This window comes from Caulobacter mirabilis (genome assembly GCF_002749615.1).
Taxonomy (GTDB): domain Bacteria; phylum Pseudomonadota; class Alphaproteobacteria; order Caulobacterales; family Caulobacteraceae; genus Caulobacter; species Caulobacter mirabilis.
Genome location: NZ_CP024201.1, coordinates 2,260,777 through 2,278,336, shown reverse-complemented (window position 1 = coordinate 2,278,336; position 17,560 = coordinate 2,260,777). Strand labels below are relative to the sequence as shown.

The 17,560-nt window shown below is 67.9% G+C and carries 10 protein-coding genes; 3 read left to right on the top strand and 7 right to left on the bottom strand.

Going from position 1 to position 17,560, the window contains the following annotated elements:
• Positions 1–89 precede the first annotated feature (89 nt).
• Entirely contained in the window at positions 90–4,325 is a 4,236-nt protein-coding gene (locus CSW64_RS11160; protein ID WP_099622177.1) for an RHS repeat domain-containing protein, read from the top strand.
• A 26-nt stretch (positions 4,326–4,351) separates the two neighbouring features.
• Entirely contained in the window at positions 4,352–6,862 is a 2,511-nt protein-coding gene (locus CSW64_RS11155) for an RHS repeat-associated core domain-containing protein (RefSeq protein WP_099622176.1), read from the top strand.
• An 846-nt stretch (positions 6,863–7,708) separates the two neighbouring features.
• Here CSW64_RS11155 and CSW64_RS11150 read toward each other — a convergent pair.
• Genes CSW64_RS11150 through CSW64_RS11125 form a run of 6 tightly spaced genes read right to left on the bottom strand, consistent with a single transcriptional unit; the run spans position 7,709 to position 15,643 of the window.
• Positions 7,709–8,509, bottom strand: coding sequence for a cyclase family protein (locus CSW64_RS11150; protein ID WP_099622175.1), 801 nt, complete (start codon positions 8,507–8,509; stop codon positions 7,709–7,711).
• A gap of 12 nt (positions 8,510–8,521) precedes the next feature.
• Entirely contained in the window at positions 8,522–10,042 is a 1,521-nt protein-coding gene (locus CSW64_RS11145; protein ID WP_099622174.1) for a class I adenylate-forming enzyme family protein, read from the bottom strand.
• Positions 10,039–11,241, bottom strand: a complete 1,203-nt coding sequence (locus tag CSW64_RS11140; RefSeq protein WP_099624212.1) for a thiolase family protein — start codon at positions 11,239–11,241, stop codon at positions 10,039–10,041. Before CSW64_RS11140 ends, CSW64_RS11145 begins: the two co-directional genes overlap by 4 nt.
• The gene (locus CSW64_RS11135) at positions 11,231–12,484 is read right to left on the bottom strand and encodes an MFS transporter (protein ID WP_172448520.1); all 1,254 of its coding nucleotides are present in this window, start codon (positions 12,482–12,484) and stop codon (positions 11,231–11,233) included. Before CSW64_RS11135 ends, CSW64_RS11140 begins: the two co-directional genes overlap by 11 nt.
• A complete protein-coding gene (locus tag CSW64_RS11130) occupies positions 12,456–14,639 on the bottom strand; it encodes a TonB-dependent receptor (protein ID WP_099622172.1) in 2,184 nt (727 codons plus the stop codon). Before CSW64_RS11130 ends, CSW64_RS11135 begins: the two co-directional genes overlap by 29 nt.
• A 38-nt stretch (positions 14,640–14,677) precedes the next feature.
• Positions 14,678–15,643, bottom strand: coding sequence for a fumarylacetoacetate hydrolase family protein (locus CSW64_RS11125; protein WP_099622171.1), 966 nt, complete (start codon positions 15,641–15,643; stop codon positions 14,678–14,680).
• 137 nt (positions 15,644–15,780) lie between these two features.
• On the opposite strand from CSW64_RS11125, the gene CSW64_RS11120 reads away from it, so the two are divergent.
• Entirely contained in the window at positions 15,781–16,356 is a 576-nt protein-coding gene (locus CSW64_RS11120; protein ID WP_172448519.1) for a TetR/AcrR family transcriptional regulator, read from the top strand.
• Between the two features lie 198 nt (positions 16,357–16,554).
• Here CSW64_RS11120 and CSW64_RS11115 read toward each other — a convergent pair whose 3' ends face one another.
• Complete coding sequence (locus CSW64_RS11115) at positions 16,555–17,466, bottom strand: cation diffusion facilitator family transporter (RefSeq protein WP_099622169.1); 912 nt, start codon at positions 17,464–17,466, stop codon at positions 16,555–16,557.
• Positions 17,467–17,560: the final 94 nt, after the last annotated feature.

The window sequence follows — 17,560 nt, the reverse complement described above, 5'->3', positions numbered from 1 at the left end:
GCGGTCGCGGGCGCCGCGCGGCGCCCGGGTGACGATCTCTATCCAGTTTTCAGAAGACGGCTGCCCCGGTCACCCCCGGGGGAGCGGGGGTGATCCTGGTCATGAACAACTCAAAGAAACTCGCCTGGCTGGTCTCGACCGCCCTGGTCGCCGGCCTCCACGCCGCGCCGGCGCTCGCCCAGATCACCGCGACGCTGCCGCCGGTTCCGTCCGTCAAGATCGCCAAGGGCGCGCTGGTGTCGCCGTCGACGGCGGACGCCTGGTTCGCGACCCAGGCCCAGACCGCCACGGACGGCCTGTGTCGCGACTACTCCAGCAACGCGCAGATCTGCCCGGGCGGCATACGTCTCCGCGCCCCTGAGATCCGGGAACTGGCGCGCGCCCTGCGGGGCGACCCGAACCTGATCTATGAGTACGTCCGCAACGGGATCGACACCGAGTTCATGTTCGGGAGCCACAAGGGGCCACTGGGCGTGATCATCGACAGGGCCGGCACGCCGCTCGACCAGGCGCACCTGCTCGTCGAACTGCTTCGCGAGTCTGCCTTCAGCGCCCGCTACAAGTACGGAACCCGGGTCCTCTCGGCGGCGGAGTTCACGGCCTGGACCGGCATCTCCGACGCCAAGGCGGCCTGCGACTTCCTCGCCGCGGGCGGCATCCCGGCGTCGCTGCCGGCCTGTTCGGGCGCCGTGACCAGCGTCACGATCAGCCATGTCTGGGTCGAGGCCGATATCGCCGGCGCGCCGCGCTTCTTCGATCCTTCGTACAAACCCTACGACCACAAGGCCGGGATCGATGTCCGCGCGGCCATGGGCCTGACGTCCGGACAGGTCGCCGCCGCGGCCGGCGGCAGCGAAACCGCGACCGGAACCGCCGGGGTGTCGGTCCTCGGCCAGCTCAACGCCGGCGCCCTGTCGACGACGCTGCAGGGCTATGACCAGGCCCTGCTGACGCGCCTGCGTCAGGCCGACCTGCAGGCCGCCGACCTCGACGATGTCATCGGCGGGCGGACGATCCTGCCGGCGCAGCGACCGGCCGGAGGATGGCTGCAGAATCAGCCCGCCGGCTACAGTGTCGCCGCCACCTGGGCCGGCGGCGTCCCGGACGCCTATCGGGCCAAGTTCAGGCTCTACGGCGAAGTGCCCGCCATCGGTCAGATTCCCGCGCGGCTGTACGTCGACGCCAGCTTCTTCGCCGATGAGACCTACGGCCGCCGGCTCGAGATCGTTCCGGTGGAAACCACGACCACCCCCGGCAATCCGACCTGGACCCCCAGCCTCCAGTTCGACGGCGTCGGCCTGCCGATCGGGCCGGCGCTGGCGGGCCAGGCGTCCTACGCCTTGCCGCTGCAGATCACCGTGGACCATCCCTTCGCCGCCGGATCAGGGACCTACGGCGACGCGGTGGTGACCAAGCCGCTGCTGACCTTGCGTCCCGCCACCCTGCTGCTCACCTGGGGAAAGACGTCGCCGGGGCTGCTCGAGAAATGGGACCGCGAGCAGGCGTTCGACACGCCGGCCATCCTGCTGTCCCACACGCCGATCAGCGAAACCGGGAACGTGCCCTCCGGATCGGGCGACCTCATGCGGGCCAAGGTCGCGGCCACCTGGGCGGCTCAATTCTCGAAGGCGAGCGAGATTCACGCCCAGCTGGCCAACGCCCGCGTGGTCTCATTGCACAATGTCGGGGTGGTGAGCTCGGAGGAGGCGCTCGCCGTCGTGCCGCCGCCGATCGTCGAGCCCGGCGGCGAGACCGGCGGAGAGACCGTGGGCTTCACGGCCTACGACGAGGTGGCGGTCGTCGACATCGAGAGCAGCTTCGGCCTGGTGTCGAAGGTCGACGACGACGCCAAGCGACGGGCGGCCATCTTCGCGATCGCCGCCACCGGCTCGGCGCTGGAAGGCGGCGTCGTCGCGCAGATGTCGAACAGTCCCGACGCCACCTCCACCGCCTCGCGATTGGCCTGGGGCAACAATCCGGAAGCGGGGGAGACGCCGGTCGTCGGGGCGCGGGCCGCGTATCGGTTCGCGGCCGGAGCCTCGACGACCGGAGCCAGGGCGCTGACGGTCTACGACGGCGGAACCACGGCGGTGGCGGCCTACAACCGGGTCCCGGCGATCCCGCTCTTCTGGGTCGATCGGATGCGGGACCGGCTGGCGACGAGCATCCAGTCCTACGCCGCGGCGGGTTTCGACGTGGTGGCCTCGTCGGAGGCCTCGCTCGGGCCGGGGCACCGGATCGGCTCGGAGTACCCCAAGCACAATGTGTCGGCGAACGGCCACATCATCACCACCTACGAGCGGCTGCCGCCGGTGCAGCGGGGCGGAGCGATCGTGGCCACCAAGTACGACCCGGCCGCGCCGGCCGATCCGCTCGAGATCGCACATATCCTGACCCGCTGGGGGCGGCCGACCAAGGGCGGCGGCGCGCCGTCGGTCACCCAGGTCCAGGCCTACGGACCCGTGCTGCCGGCCCAGATCATCAAGGATCGCTTCGTCGATCGCAGCGCGGCGGTGGGCGTCAACCTCGACAAGGGCGCCGCCGGCTTCACCAGCCCGGCGCTGGCCTCGGTCGGGGTCGGGGAGTTCCCGATGCGGCTCGAACGCCGGGTCGAGCTGCGCGGCGGGACGCTGACCAACATTCCGGCCTACGTCTCCGAAGGGATCGGCAACGGCGCGCCGAGCGACGGGCCGATGTCGAACTGGAAGATCAACGCCGCGCTCTCGAGCTCCGGGTTCGAGGGGATGGGGCAGGGCCGAGTCCAGGCGGCGACCACGACCATCGCCGCCTTCGCCGCGATGCAGGACGCCTGGGGAAGCCTGTCGGTCGGCGCCCGGCGCGACGTCACCGGCGCGCTGGTCGCCGACTGGTGGGCCGATCGCCAGATGTTCAACGTCGTGACCATCAACCAGGGCGCGCAGTCGAAGCAGTTCGCCAAGCTCGCCGACGGCGGCTTCCTGCCGATCAACGGCGGCGCCGAGCGGTTGACGATGTCCGGCGCGCCGGTCGTCGTCCGTCCTGATCATATCCGCGGCCGGTCGCCGGGCGCCCAGCAGCAGGAGGCGATCGTCCGCGGATGGGACTACCGCACGATCAGCTTCGAGCTGGCCGGCGTGGGCGGCGACGTCCAGACCTTCCCCTACTGGGGCAATGGCGACGTGGACACCTTCAACCGCCGCGAACTGGCCCATACGCGGGGATGGCGGCTGGGCGGCTGGACCTGGCCGAACGGGATCAGCCTGACGCTCAACTATCAGGCGGACTCGCTCAACAACACCTCGGACCACCCGATCCTGGTGACCTCGAACCTGGGGCCGACCCTGAGCCTGCCGGCGCGGCCGAACATGTTCTACGAGGTCGAGGCCGAGTTCGACGGCGCCGCGCCCTGCGGCCATGTCGTCAAGGCCGTCGACATGATGGGAGGGGTCACGCGTCTGGACCTCACCGCGCCGCGCCTGCGCACCGTCGCGCAGCGGCCCGACCCCTATTGTCGGATCGCCGCACTGTACACGCCCGCGGACACGGTGACGCCGTCGCTGTCGTACGTCTACGACAGCGTGAGCCGGGTGAAGGAGGCCCGCGACGGGGTGTCGATCCGACAGCCTGGGGTGCGGGGCGCCCACCAGTTCTTCATCGCCGAGGGCTATCGCGGCGAGCGCCAGGACCCGGAAGGCGGCCGCTATGCGGTGGAGACGCTGGAAGGGGGCCGGCTGACGCGGACGATCGACGAGCTGGGGCGGGTGACGACCAGCGGGCTGGACGGCCGCAAGCGGGTCGTGTCGCGGACCTATCCGGAAGGCGACCAGGACCTGTTCGGCTACGACGTCCGGGACAACATGGTCAGCCTGGTCAAGAAGGCCAAGCCGGGCTCGGGCCTGGCGGACCTGACCAGCACGGTGAGCTACGGTGAGGGGCCGCTGGTCTGGACCTGCGTCAATCCGAAGACCTGCAACCGGCCGACGGCGTCGGACGGCCCGCGGACGGATGTCGTCGACGTGACCAGCTACAGCTGGAACGGGGCGACGGGGAGCCTGACCCAGGTCCTCAAGCCGGCCGACTACGACGGGGCGCGGCCGCAGACCGACTACGGCTACACGGTGCTGGGCGGGGTGTCGCTGATGACCTCGATGACCGAGAAGATCGACTCTTCGAGCAGCACGACGACGACCTACGAGTATGACGCCGGGGCGCAGTACCGGCTGAAGGCGAGCACGACGGACAGCGGCGGGCTGAACCTGCGGACCTGCTACCAGTACGACGCGGTCGGCAACATCACCGGCGTGAGCGATCCGCGCACGGCGACCTGCCCGGCGACGATCCAGTGAGCGGGCCAGTGAAAGGGCCGGGGGGCATGAGGACGATGAGCGGGCTGAAGGCGTTCCTGGCGACGACGATCGCCGGGGCGGCGCTGCTGGGGGCCGGGCCGGCCTTGGCGCAGTACACCTCGAACTATGTCTGGGACGCCAACCGGCGGCTGGTGTTCGAGATCAGCCCGGACCCGGACGGGGCCGGACCGCTGCCGCGGACGGCGACCCGGCACGTCTACGACGCCGACGGCCGGGAGATCCGGACGGAGAAGGGGACCACGACCACGGCGACGGGGTCGGACTTCGTGGCCCTGGAGGTGGTGGAGACGGCCTACAGCGCCACCGGCCAGAAGCTGAAGACGACCAGCCCGGCGGGGGTGACGCAGTTCGCCTACGACGGCCTGGACCGGCCGACCTGCACGGCGGTGCGGATGAACCCGGCGGCCTACGCCGGCCTGCCGGCGGACGCCTGCACGCTGGGACCGGCGGGATCGGACGGGAACGACCGGATCACCAAGGACAGCTACGACCTGGCCGGGCAGAAGACCGCCACGATCCGGGCGTTCGGCACGGCGACGCCTCAGGCCTACGCGACCTACACCTATACGGCCAACGGCCTGCAGGCGACGGTGACCGACGCGCGGAGCAACCGCTCGACGATGACCTATGACGGCTTCGACCGGCTGTCGGGGCTGTATTTCCCGGTGACGACGGCGGGGCAGAACACCTCGAGCGCCACCGACTACGAGGCCTACGGCTACGACCAGGCCGGCAACCGCATCAGCGTGCGCAAACGCGACGGCCAGGTGATCGCCTACGGCTACGACGCCCTGAACCGGGAGACGGCCAAGGATATCCCCGGCGGGACGGTGGAGGACGTGTTCACGGCCTATGATCTGCGCGACCGGGTGCGCGCCGCCCAGTTCTCGGACGGCGCCGGCATCTTCGCCCAGTACGACAAGGCCGGCCGGATCACGTGGGAGATGACGTTCGGCTGGGCGATGACCTACCAGTACGACGCCGCCGGCAACCGCACCCGCGTGACCTGGCCGGATGGCGCGACCTACGCCACCTACGGCTACGACAACGCCAGCCGGGCGATCTCGGTCAGCGACAGCGGCGCCGGGCTGATCGCGAACTTCGGCTACGACAGCCTGGGACGTCGCACGGGGCAGACCCGGCTGAACGGCGCGACGACGACCTACGGCTACGACGCGGCCAGCCGGCTGAACAGCCTGGCGCACAACCCCGCCGGCGCAGCCCACGATGTCAGCTGGGGCTTCACCTACAACCCGGCCAGCCAAGTAAAAACGCGGACGGACGACAACGCCGCCTATGTCTGGGCGCCGCCGGGGCCGGCCACGACGGGCAATACCTACGACGGCCTGAACCGCGACGCCGCGATCGCGGCGGTGGGCGGGGGCTACGACGCCCGCGGCAACCTGACCAGCGACGGGACGCGGACCTTCACCTACGACGTGGAGAACCGGCTGACCTCGGTGACCGGCGGCGGGCCGGGGATACGACTGTTCTACGACCCGCAGGGGCGGCTCTCCGGCTCGGAGTCCGCGGGCGCCTGGAGGGTCTATCTGTACGACGGACCCAGGCTGGTGGCGGAGTATCCGGCCGGCAGCATGACGCCGCTGCGGCGCTATGTGCATGGCCCGGGGACCGACGAGCCGATCTTCTGGGCCGAGGCCGGCGCCTGGCAGCCGTGGCGCTGGCTGCACCAGGACCGGCAGGGCTCAGTGGTGGGCTGGTCGCGCGGCGACGGGGCGATGGAGGAACTCTACAGCTACGGCCCCTGGGGCGAGCCGGGCGGCGGGAACTGGACGGGCAGCCGGTTCCGCTACACCGGCCAGATCATGCTGCCGGAGGCCAAGCTCTACCACTACAAGGCCCGGGTCTATGATCCGATCGCCGGCCGTTTCCTGCAGACCGACCCGATCGGCTACAAGGACGACCTGAACCTCTACGCCTATGTGGGTGGGGATCCGGTGAATAAGGCGGATCCGACGGGGACCGAAACCTGGCAGGTTGGATTTCAAGGAACAGCCGGATCAGCCAGCGTAGAATACGGAAACTACCGAGAGCAAAAACCAAACGATCCCGTTACTCGACAGTACCCGACGGCCGAGGGGAGTTATATAACAAATGCCCATGGCGGCATTGGTCTTGAGTTCTCAGGCTCAATTACAAGCTGCGGCACGTGCACCGCATCAGATCTCGCCGGGTCGGCTGAAATGAAGGAGGTCACGCTGGGATTGGTGACGTTCTCCTTTGGCGAAACCAACGGAAAGCCCACAATGTCCCTAGGCATCGGGGTAGGAGCGTCCGTGCGTCCTTATGCGGAAACGTTCACTCTGCTCAAACCTCGAACCGGGACTGGAGCGCCGGGCCCTTGGTCTTCTTCCTTGCCGGCGCCGATGAACAATGGCCCTGCTACATCCAAAGGCGCTCAACCAACGTCGAAGCCTACAGGCTCCAACATTCGAGCTAGGGCCTCCGCAATCCCGCCACGAGAGGAATCGGAAGCAAAGAAGAAGCCGAAGTGAATCTTGAGGTGATGTATGAAGCGTCGTGCGCTCTGGCCTATCGTAGTTTTATGGAATGCAGTTGCCGTGGTCGTGGCATTAGCTGTGCCACATGATCATAAGTTCAATGCAGTTCTCGGCGTCGGCGCCTTGATGGTTGCTCACCTTGTTCTCCAATCCTTCTTCAGCCTGCGACGGAAATAGGAGCAGACGAAAGTTGGGGGCTCGCCTCCACTGCCAGAGGTGAATAGGGGCAAGTGGGCTGCAAAAAGCCTCAGTGGCTGAAGTGTGCCGAGGCTTCTCCTATCGATTTGGCAGCTTTCGCCCTGACGGCGACCGGGCGCTGCTGGGCGATCAGATGAGAATTCGAGCTCGACTTTGACGGGAAAGCGGAGCTTATACCAGCTCCACGAGATCGAGAAACAGAGGCACGCGCTCATTCCTGAGGGCCGAACGAGAGTCCAAGTCGGCTAGCCTAGATCTTGGTAGCTGGAGCGTGCTCAGCCCAACCTTGTCGCTTCGGGAACGATGGGCCGAGCGCGATCACGGCGCGACAAGCGCGGGAGGCCGACGACGGGGCGCGCCTTCACCTACGAGTGGAGAACCGGTTGACGTCGGTGACCGGCGGCGGACCGGGCCTGAGTCTGGGCTGCGACCCGCAGGGACGACTGTCGTCCACTGGCTCGGGCGGAGCCTGGACGGTCTATCTCTACAACGGACCCAGGCTGGTGGCGGAGTATCCGGCCGGCAGCACGACGCCGCTGCGGCGCTATTGTGCGCGGCACGGCGCCGCCGACCTCCCCCGGCCGGACTGCGGCGCAGGGGGAGGGAGCCGCCAGCCGCCGGGGCGCGCGCCGCGGGAAGCGTCTACTCCGGGACGAAGGCGACCACCCGGGCCGGGGCGGCGCTGCAGTTGGCGAGCTTGATCGGGAAGAAGCCGACATGGAAACCCGAAAGCGGGAGCGACCCCAGGTTGGTCAGCTGCTGGACGATGAAGGCCTCGCGCTCGGTGATCGCCTTGTGACCATCCCACAGGGACCGCTTGTCGCCGCCCTCGCGGAACCGCGCGGTCATGACGGGGAAGGGCAGGTCCCAGCCAATCGCATCCGTCCCAAGAACCGTCGCGCCCATCCTGGTGAGATGAAGGGTGCCTTCGCGGGACATGCCGGGTTGGTTGAAGTACTCCCGGTCGTCCATCGTGTAGCGCTCCTGGCCGGTCCGGATGAGCACCGCGTCGCCTTGCTGGACAGGCCTGCCGGCGGCCTCGATCGCACGGTCGAGCATCTCGATCGTGATCGGCTCGCCGCCCTTCGCCCATGCCCGGACATCAAGGACCATCGCCGGCCGGTAGAGTTCCTCCAGCCCGATGTCGGTGATCGTCCTGGCCGCCTTTCCGGCGATACGTGAACCGCTGTGCAGAGGCGCGTCGACGTGCGTGCCGCAATGGGTCGACATGTCGCTCAGGCGCTCGGCGCCCCATCCCTCGCCGTCGGGGAGATCCTCGTGGCGGCAGCCGAGGCTGAGGCAGAACTCGTTCTTGCCGCCGGCCTCGGCGGGGTGGAGGTACTCAATGGTCGGCGCGACGACGCCGGCGGCCCTGGACAGGGCAGGGGGCAGCTTTTCGCGATTGGCGGGGTCAAGCGTGACGGTCAGGTCGACGAGGCGCATACACAGTTTCCACTAGTTGAGAGCGTGGGCAAGCTGGAGAAAGTCGCGAAGCTTCGACTTCAAGACTTTGCCGTAGCTGCTTTTCGGAAGGTCTTGGATGAACCGGTATTCCCGGGGGCGCTTGTAGCGCGCGATCTGGGCGGCGCAGAATTCGTCGAGTTGCCGGCTCGTAGCCGGCGCGCTGAGAACCACGAAGGCGACGGGGATCTCGCCCCATTCGGCGTCATGGCGACCCACGACGGCGATCTCCCGCACCGCGGGATGGCGCAGCAACGCCTCCTCGATCTCGCGAGGATAGATGTTGGAGCCGCCGGAAATGATCATGTCCTTCGCGCGATCAACGAGCGTGAGCAGACCGGTCGGACCGATGCGTCCGATATCGCCCGTGCGCAGCCATCCGCCCGCGAGGGCGGCGGCCGTGTCGTCGGGGCGGTTCCAATAGCCGGACATCACGACCGCGCCGCGGACGAGGACTTCTCCGGACACGCCGGCCGCCGCGCTGGACCCGTCCGGCTTCATCACCCGCAGTTCGACCCCCGAACGCGGAAGCCCCACGCTGCCCAAGACCTCGTCACGATCATGCGGCCCGGCGTCCTGCAGCAGGGCGGTGGGCAGGTGGGCGATCGTGCACGGCGCCTCCCCCTGACCATAGCCGCCCCATAGACGTTCGGGACCGAAGGTTGCGATCGCCGACTTGAGGTCCTCGGCGTACATCGGCGCGCCGCCGAACATGATCTTGTGGATACGCCCATGGAGCGCGGGATCGAGGAAGTCAGGGTCGCGCATCCGGTTGAGCAAGGTCGGCACCGCGAAGAACGACGATCGGCTCCAGCGAGACAGCCCGGCCGCGAAGGTCGAGGCATCCAGCGCCCCTGTCGGCATCACGATCTGCGGCAGACCGCGATGAAGGAACGCCAGGCCGAGGAGGCCGCCAGCGTGCGACAGGGGGGCGGTGTGAAGCATGGCCTCGTCGACGGCGGCGCCCGCATCGACGAGGAAGCTCTCGATCATCGCCCAAAGATTGGCGTGCGTGAGGGTCGCGCCCTTGGGCTTGCCCGTCGTCCCGCTGGTATAGAACAGCCATGCGGCGTCGACCGGAGGAGGGGGCTCGATCGACTCCGATCGCGCGACCGCCTCGCGATAGTCCGGCGCGCCGACCGTCAGGATCGACAGCTGCGGAGCCGCCTCCGCGATCGACGGGGCCAGGTCGGGCGTCGCCACGCAGAGGCCGGCCCCGCAATCCTCCATCAACGAGACGAACTCGAGCGGATGAAGGCGCGGGTTCATCGGCGCGACGATCAGGCCCGCGCGCCAGGCGCCGAGCAAGACCTCGAAAAACGACGCGTGGTTGCTCATGGCCAAGCCGATCCGATCGCCCGCGCGCAGGCCGATCGCGGAGAAGTGGCCCGCCAGCCCCCGGGCCCGCGCCGACAGATCGGCGAAGGTGAGCGTGTCGCCGTTCAGGTCGATGACCGCCGCGGCGTCCGGCCGTTCGGCGGCGGCCTGTTCGGCCAGGAAGCCCAGAGTCATCATAGGGAAGCCCTCTCGATGAGGATGACCGAAGCGACGGCCTCTTCGGCGCCGAGGAAGCCGCCGCCATTCTCGACGACGCCGATCGAGGCGCGCTCAACCTGGCGCGCGCCGGCCCGTCCTCGCAGCTGGTCCGCGATCTCATGCACCTGCGCGAGGCCCGTGGCGCCGATCGGATGACCGTTGGCCTCCAGGCCGCCCGAGACATTGACGGGGATGCGGCCGCCTAGCCGGGTTTCCCCCGCCAGCGTGGCCCGCCCGCCTTCGCCCTCGGGAACCAGACCCAAGGCTTCGATCTGGATGATTTCGCCCGCGGCCGTGGCGTCGTGCACTTCGGCGACGTGAACGTCCCGGGGGTCGACGCCGGCCCGCTCGTAGGCCGATCGCGCCAATCGCTTGGTGATCGGATCTTGGCGCGCTTGGGCCGGGTCAAGCGTCCCCGTGCCCAGGACGGCCGCGGCGATGCGCAGCGGCGATGCGGCGGGAAATCGCTTGAGCACGTCGCCGCGACAGATCACGGCCGCCGCGGCGCCGTTCCCGATCGGCGCGCACATCGGCAGCGTCAGGGGCCAGACGACCTCTCGAGCCGCCAACACCTCCCCCAGCGTCAAAGCCTGCCGCCTTTGGGCGTTCGGGTTGTGCACGGCGTGGGCGAGGTTCTTGGAGGCCACCGCGGCGAACGCTTCGCGCGTGGCGCCGTAACGCTCCATGTAGTCGCGCGCCAGCGATGCGTAGATGTCCATGAAGACCGAGCGGTCCTGCTCGGCGACGAAGCCGTCGCTCTCCGCGGCCAGGACGTCAGTGGCCCCAGCGAAGAACAGCTTCTCGTTGGGACGGTCGCCCGTAGCGAGCCGCTCGGCGCCCGCGGCGAGGGCGACGTCGGCCTCTCCCGCCCGGATCAAAGCCACGGCCTGGGTGAGAGCCGTCGTCGCGCTGGCGCACGCGTTCTCGACGTTCACGACCGGAATATGCTCGAAGCCGGCATGGCGCAGAGCGATCTGGCCGCGGATCATATGCTGTCCGCCCAGCGCCCCTTGTCCCGCGTTCGCGAAGTAGGCGGCCTGCACCTCGGCGCGGGACACGCCGGCGTCCGAAAGGGCTGTTTCGATCGCCGATTGCGCCAGCGCCTTCACCGACGCGGAGCGGTCGCTGCTGAACGGCGTGCGACCGGTCCCGATAATGTAGACGTCGTCATCTCGCATGGCCGGCATCGACCTCCTTCGAACGCTGGAAGAACAAGACCGCCGCCGGCAGATAGGCCGCCGAGATGATCGCGAGCGCATGGTTGAGGGCGCGTGGGCCGCTCGCGGCGAGGCGGTCGCTGATCCAGCCCACCAGCAGCGGGCCGAGGCCGGCGCCCAGCAGGCCGATCCCGAGAAGGACGATGGCCGAGGCCAGCGCCTTGTGCTCCGGCGCGACGAGGCGTTGAGCCTGGGTCAGGACGGGCGCCAGCATCATGCTGTGGGAGAAGACCAACGCCGCCGAGAACGCGATGAACAGGGACGCGTTCGCCGCCAGGCTCGCCGAGACCAGCATCAGCCCCGCGACGAGCGACGCAAGGACGCAGAACTGGCGCAGCGTGAAGGTCGTCCGCTTCTCGATGAACGCCGCCAGGAAGCCGCCGCACAGGATGCCGACCATGTTGCTCAGCCCGATCGCCACGCCGAGCGCGGCGCCCGCGTCGCCGTAGCTTCGCGACGCGATGCTCGGGAGCCAGGCCAGGGCCGAGAACCCCGCCACGGCCGCCGAGCCCATCGCGAGGGCGAGCGTGTAGAAGGTGAACCCGAGGTCGCCGAACCGGCGCCGAGCCTGCGGCCGGGGCCGATGACCCGCAGCGTCCCGGTTCCTCGGCACGACCAGCCAGATCAGGGGCGCCAGGATGAAGCCCGGGATCGCGATGATGATGAGGGACGTGCGCCAGCCGACGGCCGCCGCCATCAAGGCGCCGAGGCTCAGCCCAAGGGTCAGTCCGATCCCCGAGCCGGTCGAGTAGATCGCCAGGGCGATCGGCAGCGTACGCCCCTTGAACAGGCCGGAAAGGATGGCGTGCGCGGGCGGCGTGCCGCCCGCTTCGCCGACCCCCACGCCCGCTCGGGTCGCCGCGAGCGGGAGGAAGCCGCTGGCGCGGCTGGCCAACAGGGTCATCCCCGCCCAGAAGGCGAGGGACAAGGCCATGACCCGCGCGTGCCCCCATCGGTCGGCCAGCATCGCCATCGGGATGCTGCAGGCGGCGTGGACCAGGGAGAAGGCCAGGCCAAACAGGAGGCCAAGCTCCCCGTCGGTCAGCCTGAGCTCGCTTTTGATCGGAGCCGCCATCGCGACCAGGGCGTAGCGATCCATGAAGTTGAGCGCGTATGCGCTCGTCAGGAGGGCCAGGACGGCGATGTTGCGCGCCGTCCAGACCGGAAGTTCGGGATCAGAACCGGTAGCGGATGTCGAAGCCATAGGTGCGCCCCCGATTGATGCTGCCGATGAAGACGAGATCGCTGGCGAGCGGAATGACGCCGCCGACATACCGGTCGTCGGTCAGGTTCTTGCCCCAGATCTCGATCGCGACGCCGTCGAAGGCCGAGGGCGAGAAGCCGATGCGGCCCTCGAGGTTCTCGTAGCCAGGGTTGCTGCTGATCGGATCGTTCTGGGCGCGGTAGAATTCGCGGCTTTGCCACGAGTAGCCGGCATGCACGCTGAGGTCGCCGGCGTCCGCGATCGGCCGGTTGTAGTCGAGGGCCGCGCGCATCGACCAGCGCGGCGCCTGATTCAGGTAGTTTCCGCTCAGGTCCAGCGCGCCCAATTGATACTTGTCGTACTTAGCTTCCTGGTAGGCGCCGTTGAGGCTGACCGTCAGGTCCGAACCGACGCGGGCCTGCGTGTCGATCTCGACGCCGTTGATGGTCGCTTCGGCGGCGTTCTGGATCGTGGTCTGGCCGATCCCCGAAGCGAACCGGACCTGCAGGTCGGTGTACTTCATGTGGAAGGCCGCGATGTTGAGGCGCGCGCGCCGATCGAACAGATCCGTCTTCAGGCCCGCCTCGTAGGAGGTGACGCGTTCGGGATTGAAGGCCGGGGACAACGCCTGGCTCGCGTTGAAGCCGCCGCTCTTGAACCCCTGGGCGAAGGTGACATAGGCGAGCACCCCATCGACGGGCCGGTAGTTCAGGGTGATGTCGCCGGTGATATCGTCCCAGGACTTGCTGAGGCTCTCGACCGTCGCAGCGGGCGGGGCGCCCGTTACGATGTTCCGGTCCATGGTCTTGCGTTCGTAGCTGTAGCGCAGCCCGCCCTGAAGCTCGAACTGATCATTCAAGGTCCATTCGAGGTGACCGTAGGTGGCGTAGGAGGTGGAGCCGGCGGTGGCGATGGTGTCGCTCGACAGCCGGTTCAGGCTTTGCGCGAGGAGATTGACGGTGAAGCGAAAGTCCGTGGTCTCGTCATAGGCGTAGGCCCCGACGATCCACTTCAGGCTGTCGGTGCGACCGGCCAGTCGCAGTTCCTGGCTGTAGGCGTTGGAATGGAAGTACTGGTACGACGAGCTGTCGCGCAAAGCCGCGGCGGCCGGCGAAATCCGGCCGGCGGCGATCGCGTTCTGGAAATCGGCGATGTTGGTTCCATCGGCGTCGTAGCGGACGTCCAGATCCAGGTATCGGTATCCCGTGATGGAGGTCAGCTTCAGGCCGTTCGAGAACGCCTGCTCCACGGTCACGTTCGCGCCGCCGGTCGCGCGGGTCATGCCCCGGTCGGGCAGGTCGAAGGCCACGCGATCCGGGTCACCATATCGACCACCGTTGATGGTCAGGTTCTTCATCGCGCTGCCGCTGCTCGTGGCCTCGCCGTAGTCGGCCGAGAGGTCGATCGACGGGCCGCCCGCGTCGCTGAGATCGTAGCGGGCGACGAACCGCCCGAGCCATTCCTCGTTCGAACGCTCACGCCCTCCGGTGAAGGTGTTTTTCAGGTCGCCGTCGAAGTTGGAGTACGATCCCGACAGGCGCGCGCTGAGGCGGCTGGCCAGCGCCCCTTCGATCGAGCCCCTTGCATGGGTCGCGCCGTAGTTGCCCAGCCCCGCTTCGAACAGCCCGCCGAACTCGGATCTTGGTTTGCTGGTCACGATGTTGATCGCCCCGGCCGTCGAGTTTCGGCCGTAGAGCGTGCCCTGCGGGCCCTTCAGCACCTCGATCCGCGCGATGTCCGTCAGGGCGAACAGCTGGCCTTGCGGTCGCGCCAGATAGACCCCGTCGAGGTAGAGCGCGACCGGTTCGTCCTGGCCCACGCCGCCGTCCTGTCCGGCGATGCCCCGGATGGCGATGATCGAGCTGGACGCCAGCCGCGGCTCGCCGATCGATACGTTCGGCACCAGGCCGCGCAGTCCCGTCACGTCATTGACGCCGAGTTTCGCGATCGCTTCGGCGCCGAGGGCGGCGATGGCCCCCGGGGTGTCCTGAAGGTTCGTTTCCCGCTTCTGGGCCGTAATGATGATGTCTTCGAGCTGCGTGGCCTGCGCCGCATCCTGCTCCTGCGGCTTGTCCGCGGGCGCTTGCGCGTCGGCTGAAGAGGCCGCCATCAAGGCGAGGCCCACTACGGTCGTCGTCAGGTATTTGGTGTTCATCTGTTCATCCCCGTCTTTTCTTTTCGCCGCCGCTTGGGTCAGCGTTGAATCTGGTTTGTCAGGGAGCCGATCTCCTCGGCTCGGAGTTCGACGGTCTGGCCGGGTTGAAGGCGACGCCCTTGTTCCGCCGCTGATCCGTAGGCGCAGGTGCCCGAGCCGATCACTTCGCCCGGCACCAGCGGCGAGATCCGGCTGAACTGGCTGAGCGCCTCGAAAACGGTATGGCGCATGTTCCGGGTCGATCCCTCCGACCAGCGCTCGCCATCGACCCAGGCGGACAGCGCCATGTCATGGGGATCGGAAAGCTCGTCCGCGGTGACGATGCAGGGGCCCAGACTCGTGGCGAAGTCCTTGCCCATACAGGGCCCCGCGCCGGACTTGGAAACATCGACCTGCAGATCGCGCGCCGACCAGTCGTTCATCAGCGTGTAGCCGAAGACATGGTCCCGGGCCTGTTCCGGCGAGAGATCGCGCCCGCCGCGCCCGACCACCACGGCGAACTCGAGCTCGTAGTCGAGGACTTCGGACATCGCGGGCCACCGCAGAGGCTCGTCCGGTCCAATCACGGCGTGGTGGTTGCCGTTGTAGTAGCAGCAGAGCCGATGAAGCACGTCCGGCAGCTTGAAGTCGCCCTCCAGAAGCTTCTGAAGCTCCGCCTCCGGATCCGCGGCGTCGCGAACGGCGAGGCGGGCCATCTCCTTGCGGATGATCTCGAGGTGCTCCGTGAACATCGAGGAGTCTCGCAGCCTCGCCGGCACGGGGAGGGGAGCCTTGAGCACGACGTCAGCGAAGGTGTGGATGGCGGCTTGCGGCGGCGCCGACGCCAGGGCGCGGGCCCTGTCCAGCCCCGCCTGACCGGCCTCGATAAGATCGATCATGCCGCCGAAGGGACCCCCGGATCCGCCCTGCAGCGCGTGAGCGTCGGCGAGCGCGAGGAGCGTGTCCTCCGTCAATCCGACGCCGACCTGGGTCACGCCATTGGCGATGATGGTGAACAGCTTCATCTCGCGTCCTCGCCTTGCTTATCTGAGTGATCACTCAATTGATTGAGCGCTCAGTATCCAGTTGCAACATGTCCGTCAAGGTGCGAAGGAGGGCCATGGCAGAGCCGGCGGACACTGTGGTTCAGAGACGACGAGGGGTGTCCAAGAACCCCGAAGAAGCCCGCCGGAAGATCATCGAGGCTGCGATCGCGGCCTTCGGAGAAACGGGATTTCGCGGAACCTCGACGGAGTTGATCGCCGAGCGCGCGGGCTACAGCCAGGCGACGGTCTTCTTCCATTTCGGCACTAAGCCGAGCCTTCTGCAGGCCTGCCTGGAGGAGTGCGTCAGACGGGCGCTGGCGACGATACGCGCGACGGGGGCGAGCGGCACGGTCGAGCTCGTCAGTCGGCTCGATGGGATTTTCGACGACCGCCCGACAGCGGAGTTTCTATCCGTGATGCTGTTGGAGCAAAGCCGCAACGAGGCGATGCGACCGATCTACGCGTCTTTCCATGGTTTGGTCAGACAGGAGATCTGCGACGAGATCGTCAGGGAGGTCGCTGTTTCGCCAGGCGCGGCATCCGAAGCGGCCGCGAAAATTCTCAGCATGATGATTGGCGTTCACGCTGAGTTTCGCGTGGAGAAGCAGCTCTTCAGCCGCGCCGACTATGCGCGCATGCTGACCCAGGTCACCCAGCTCATCATCGACGACCTGCGGCGAACCCCGCGCTGAATTCAGGGGGCGGTAGAGTCCGCGACAGGCAGCTTCCGCAACCGATCCGGTCAGCTTCCATCTAATTTCGCCTAAGGAATATTATCGGAAATAGAAGCCCTTGGCCGGCGAAGCGCTAAGTAGCGCCTGAACCTAGAGCAGACCAAACATCAGCCATTCCAAGACCTTGAGGCCATCTTCTCAACGCATCACCCTCGCTTACTCGTGCAGCGGCGCGTGAGGGTCTTCACCCGCCACCTCGATCTGCACGGTCACGTGCTCGACTCCGAAGCGCTGGCTCAGCAGCGCCGATACGGCCTGGCGAACCTCGTGGGTCGACGCGGCTTCGGTCACCACGACGTGGACCGAGGCGCTGGCCACATCGGCGCCGGAGGTCCAGGCATGCAGGTCATGGACGTCGGAGACTCCAGGCATCGCGGCGATGGCGCCGCGGACCTCGGCGAGCCTGAGGCCGGCCGGCGCGCCTTCCAGCAGAACGTGGGTCGCCGCGCGCAGCAGAATCCAGGTGCGCGGCAGAACCCAGAGACCGATCAGGATGGCGACGACGGGATCGACCCAGCGCCAGCCGGTCAGCCAGATCGCCGCGGCGCCGATCAGAACGCCGACCGATCCCAGCATGTCGGCCCAGACCTCGAGATAGGCCCCCTTGACGTTGAGGCTGCGATCCTTGCCGCTGGCCAGCAGCCGCATGGCGATCAGGTTGACGACCAGCCCGGCCGCCGCGACGGCGAGCATGCCGATCGAGCCCACTGGCTGCGGCTCCAGGATGCGCTTGACGCCCTCGTAGAGCACGTAGCCCGCCACCAGGAACAACAGCACCGCATTGAACGCCGCCGCCAGGATCTCGAAACGGCGGTAGCCGAAGGTGCGCTTGTCGTCGGCCGGCTTGGCGCCGATACGGATGGCCGCCAAGGCGATGGCCAGCGCCGCGGCGTCGGTGAACATGTGCGCCGCGTCGGACAGCAGCGCCAGGCTGTTGAAGATGATCCCGCCCGCCACCTCGACGACCAGGAACGTGCCCGTGAGGACGAGCGCGATGGTCAGCTGCCGGGCGTTGGCGCCGGCCGTGTGGTCGTGGGCGTGACCGTCGTTGTCAGCATGTGTCGCCATGAACGACTCCCTGGTTCCAGTCTGCACCTGAACAACAGAACGCGTAACTCCGGGTCACAGCCGCCCGCGGCATGGGGATGCACGGCGGACGGCT

Bases quoted from the DNA above. Each gene is read 5' to 3' on its own strand.
- CSW64_RS11155 (WP_099622176.1), top strand. From the start codon at position 4,352: ATGAGGACGATGAGCGGGCTGAAGGCGTTCCTGGCGACGACGATCGCC.
- CSW64_RS11150 (WP_099622175.1), bottom strand. From the start codon at position 8,509: ATGCGCCTCGTCGACCTGACCGTCACGCTTGACCCCGCCAATCGCGAA.
- CSW64_RS11145 (WP_099622174.1), bottom strand. From the start codon at position 10,042: ATGATGACTCTGGGCTTCCTGGCCGAACAGGCCGCCGCCGAACGGCCG.
- CSW64_RS11140 (WP_099624212.1), bottom strand. From the start codon at position 11,241: ATGCGAGATGACGACGTCTACATTATCGGGACCGGTCGCACGCCGTTC.
- CSW64_RS11135 (WP_172448520.1), bottom strand. From the start codon at position 12,484: ATGGCTTCGACATCCGCTACCGGTTCTGATCCCGAACTTCCGGTCTGG.
- CSW64_RS11130 (WP_099622172.1), bottom strand. From the start codon at position 14,639: ATGAACACCAAATACCTGACGACGACCGTAGTGGGCCTCGCCTTGATG.
- CSW64_RS11125 (WP_099622171.1), bottom strand. From the start codon at position 15,643: ATGAAGCTGTTCACCATCATCGCCAATGGCGTGACCCAGGTCGGCGTC.
- CSW64_RS11115 (WP_099622169.1), bottom strand. From the start codon at position 17,466: ATGGCGACACATGCTGACAACGACGGTCACGCCCACGACCACACGGCC.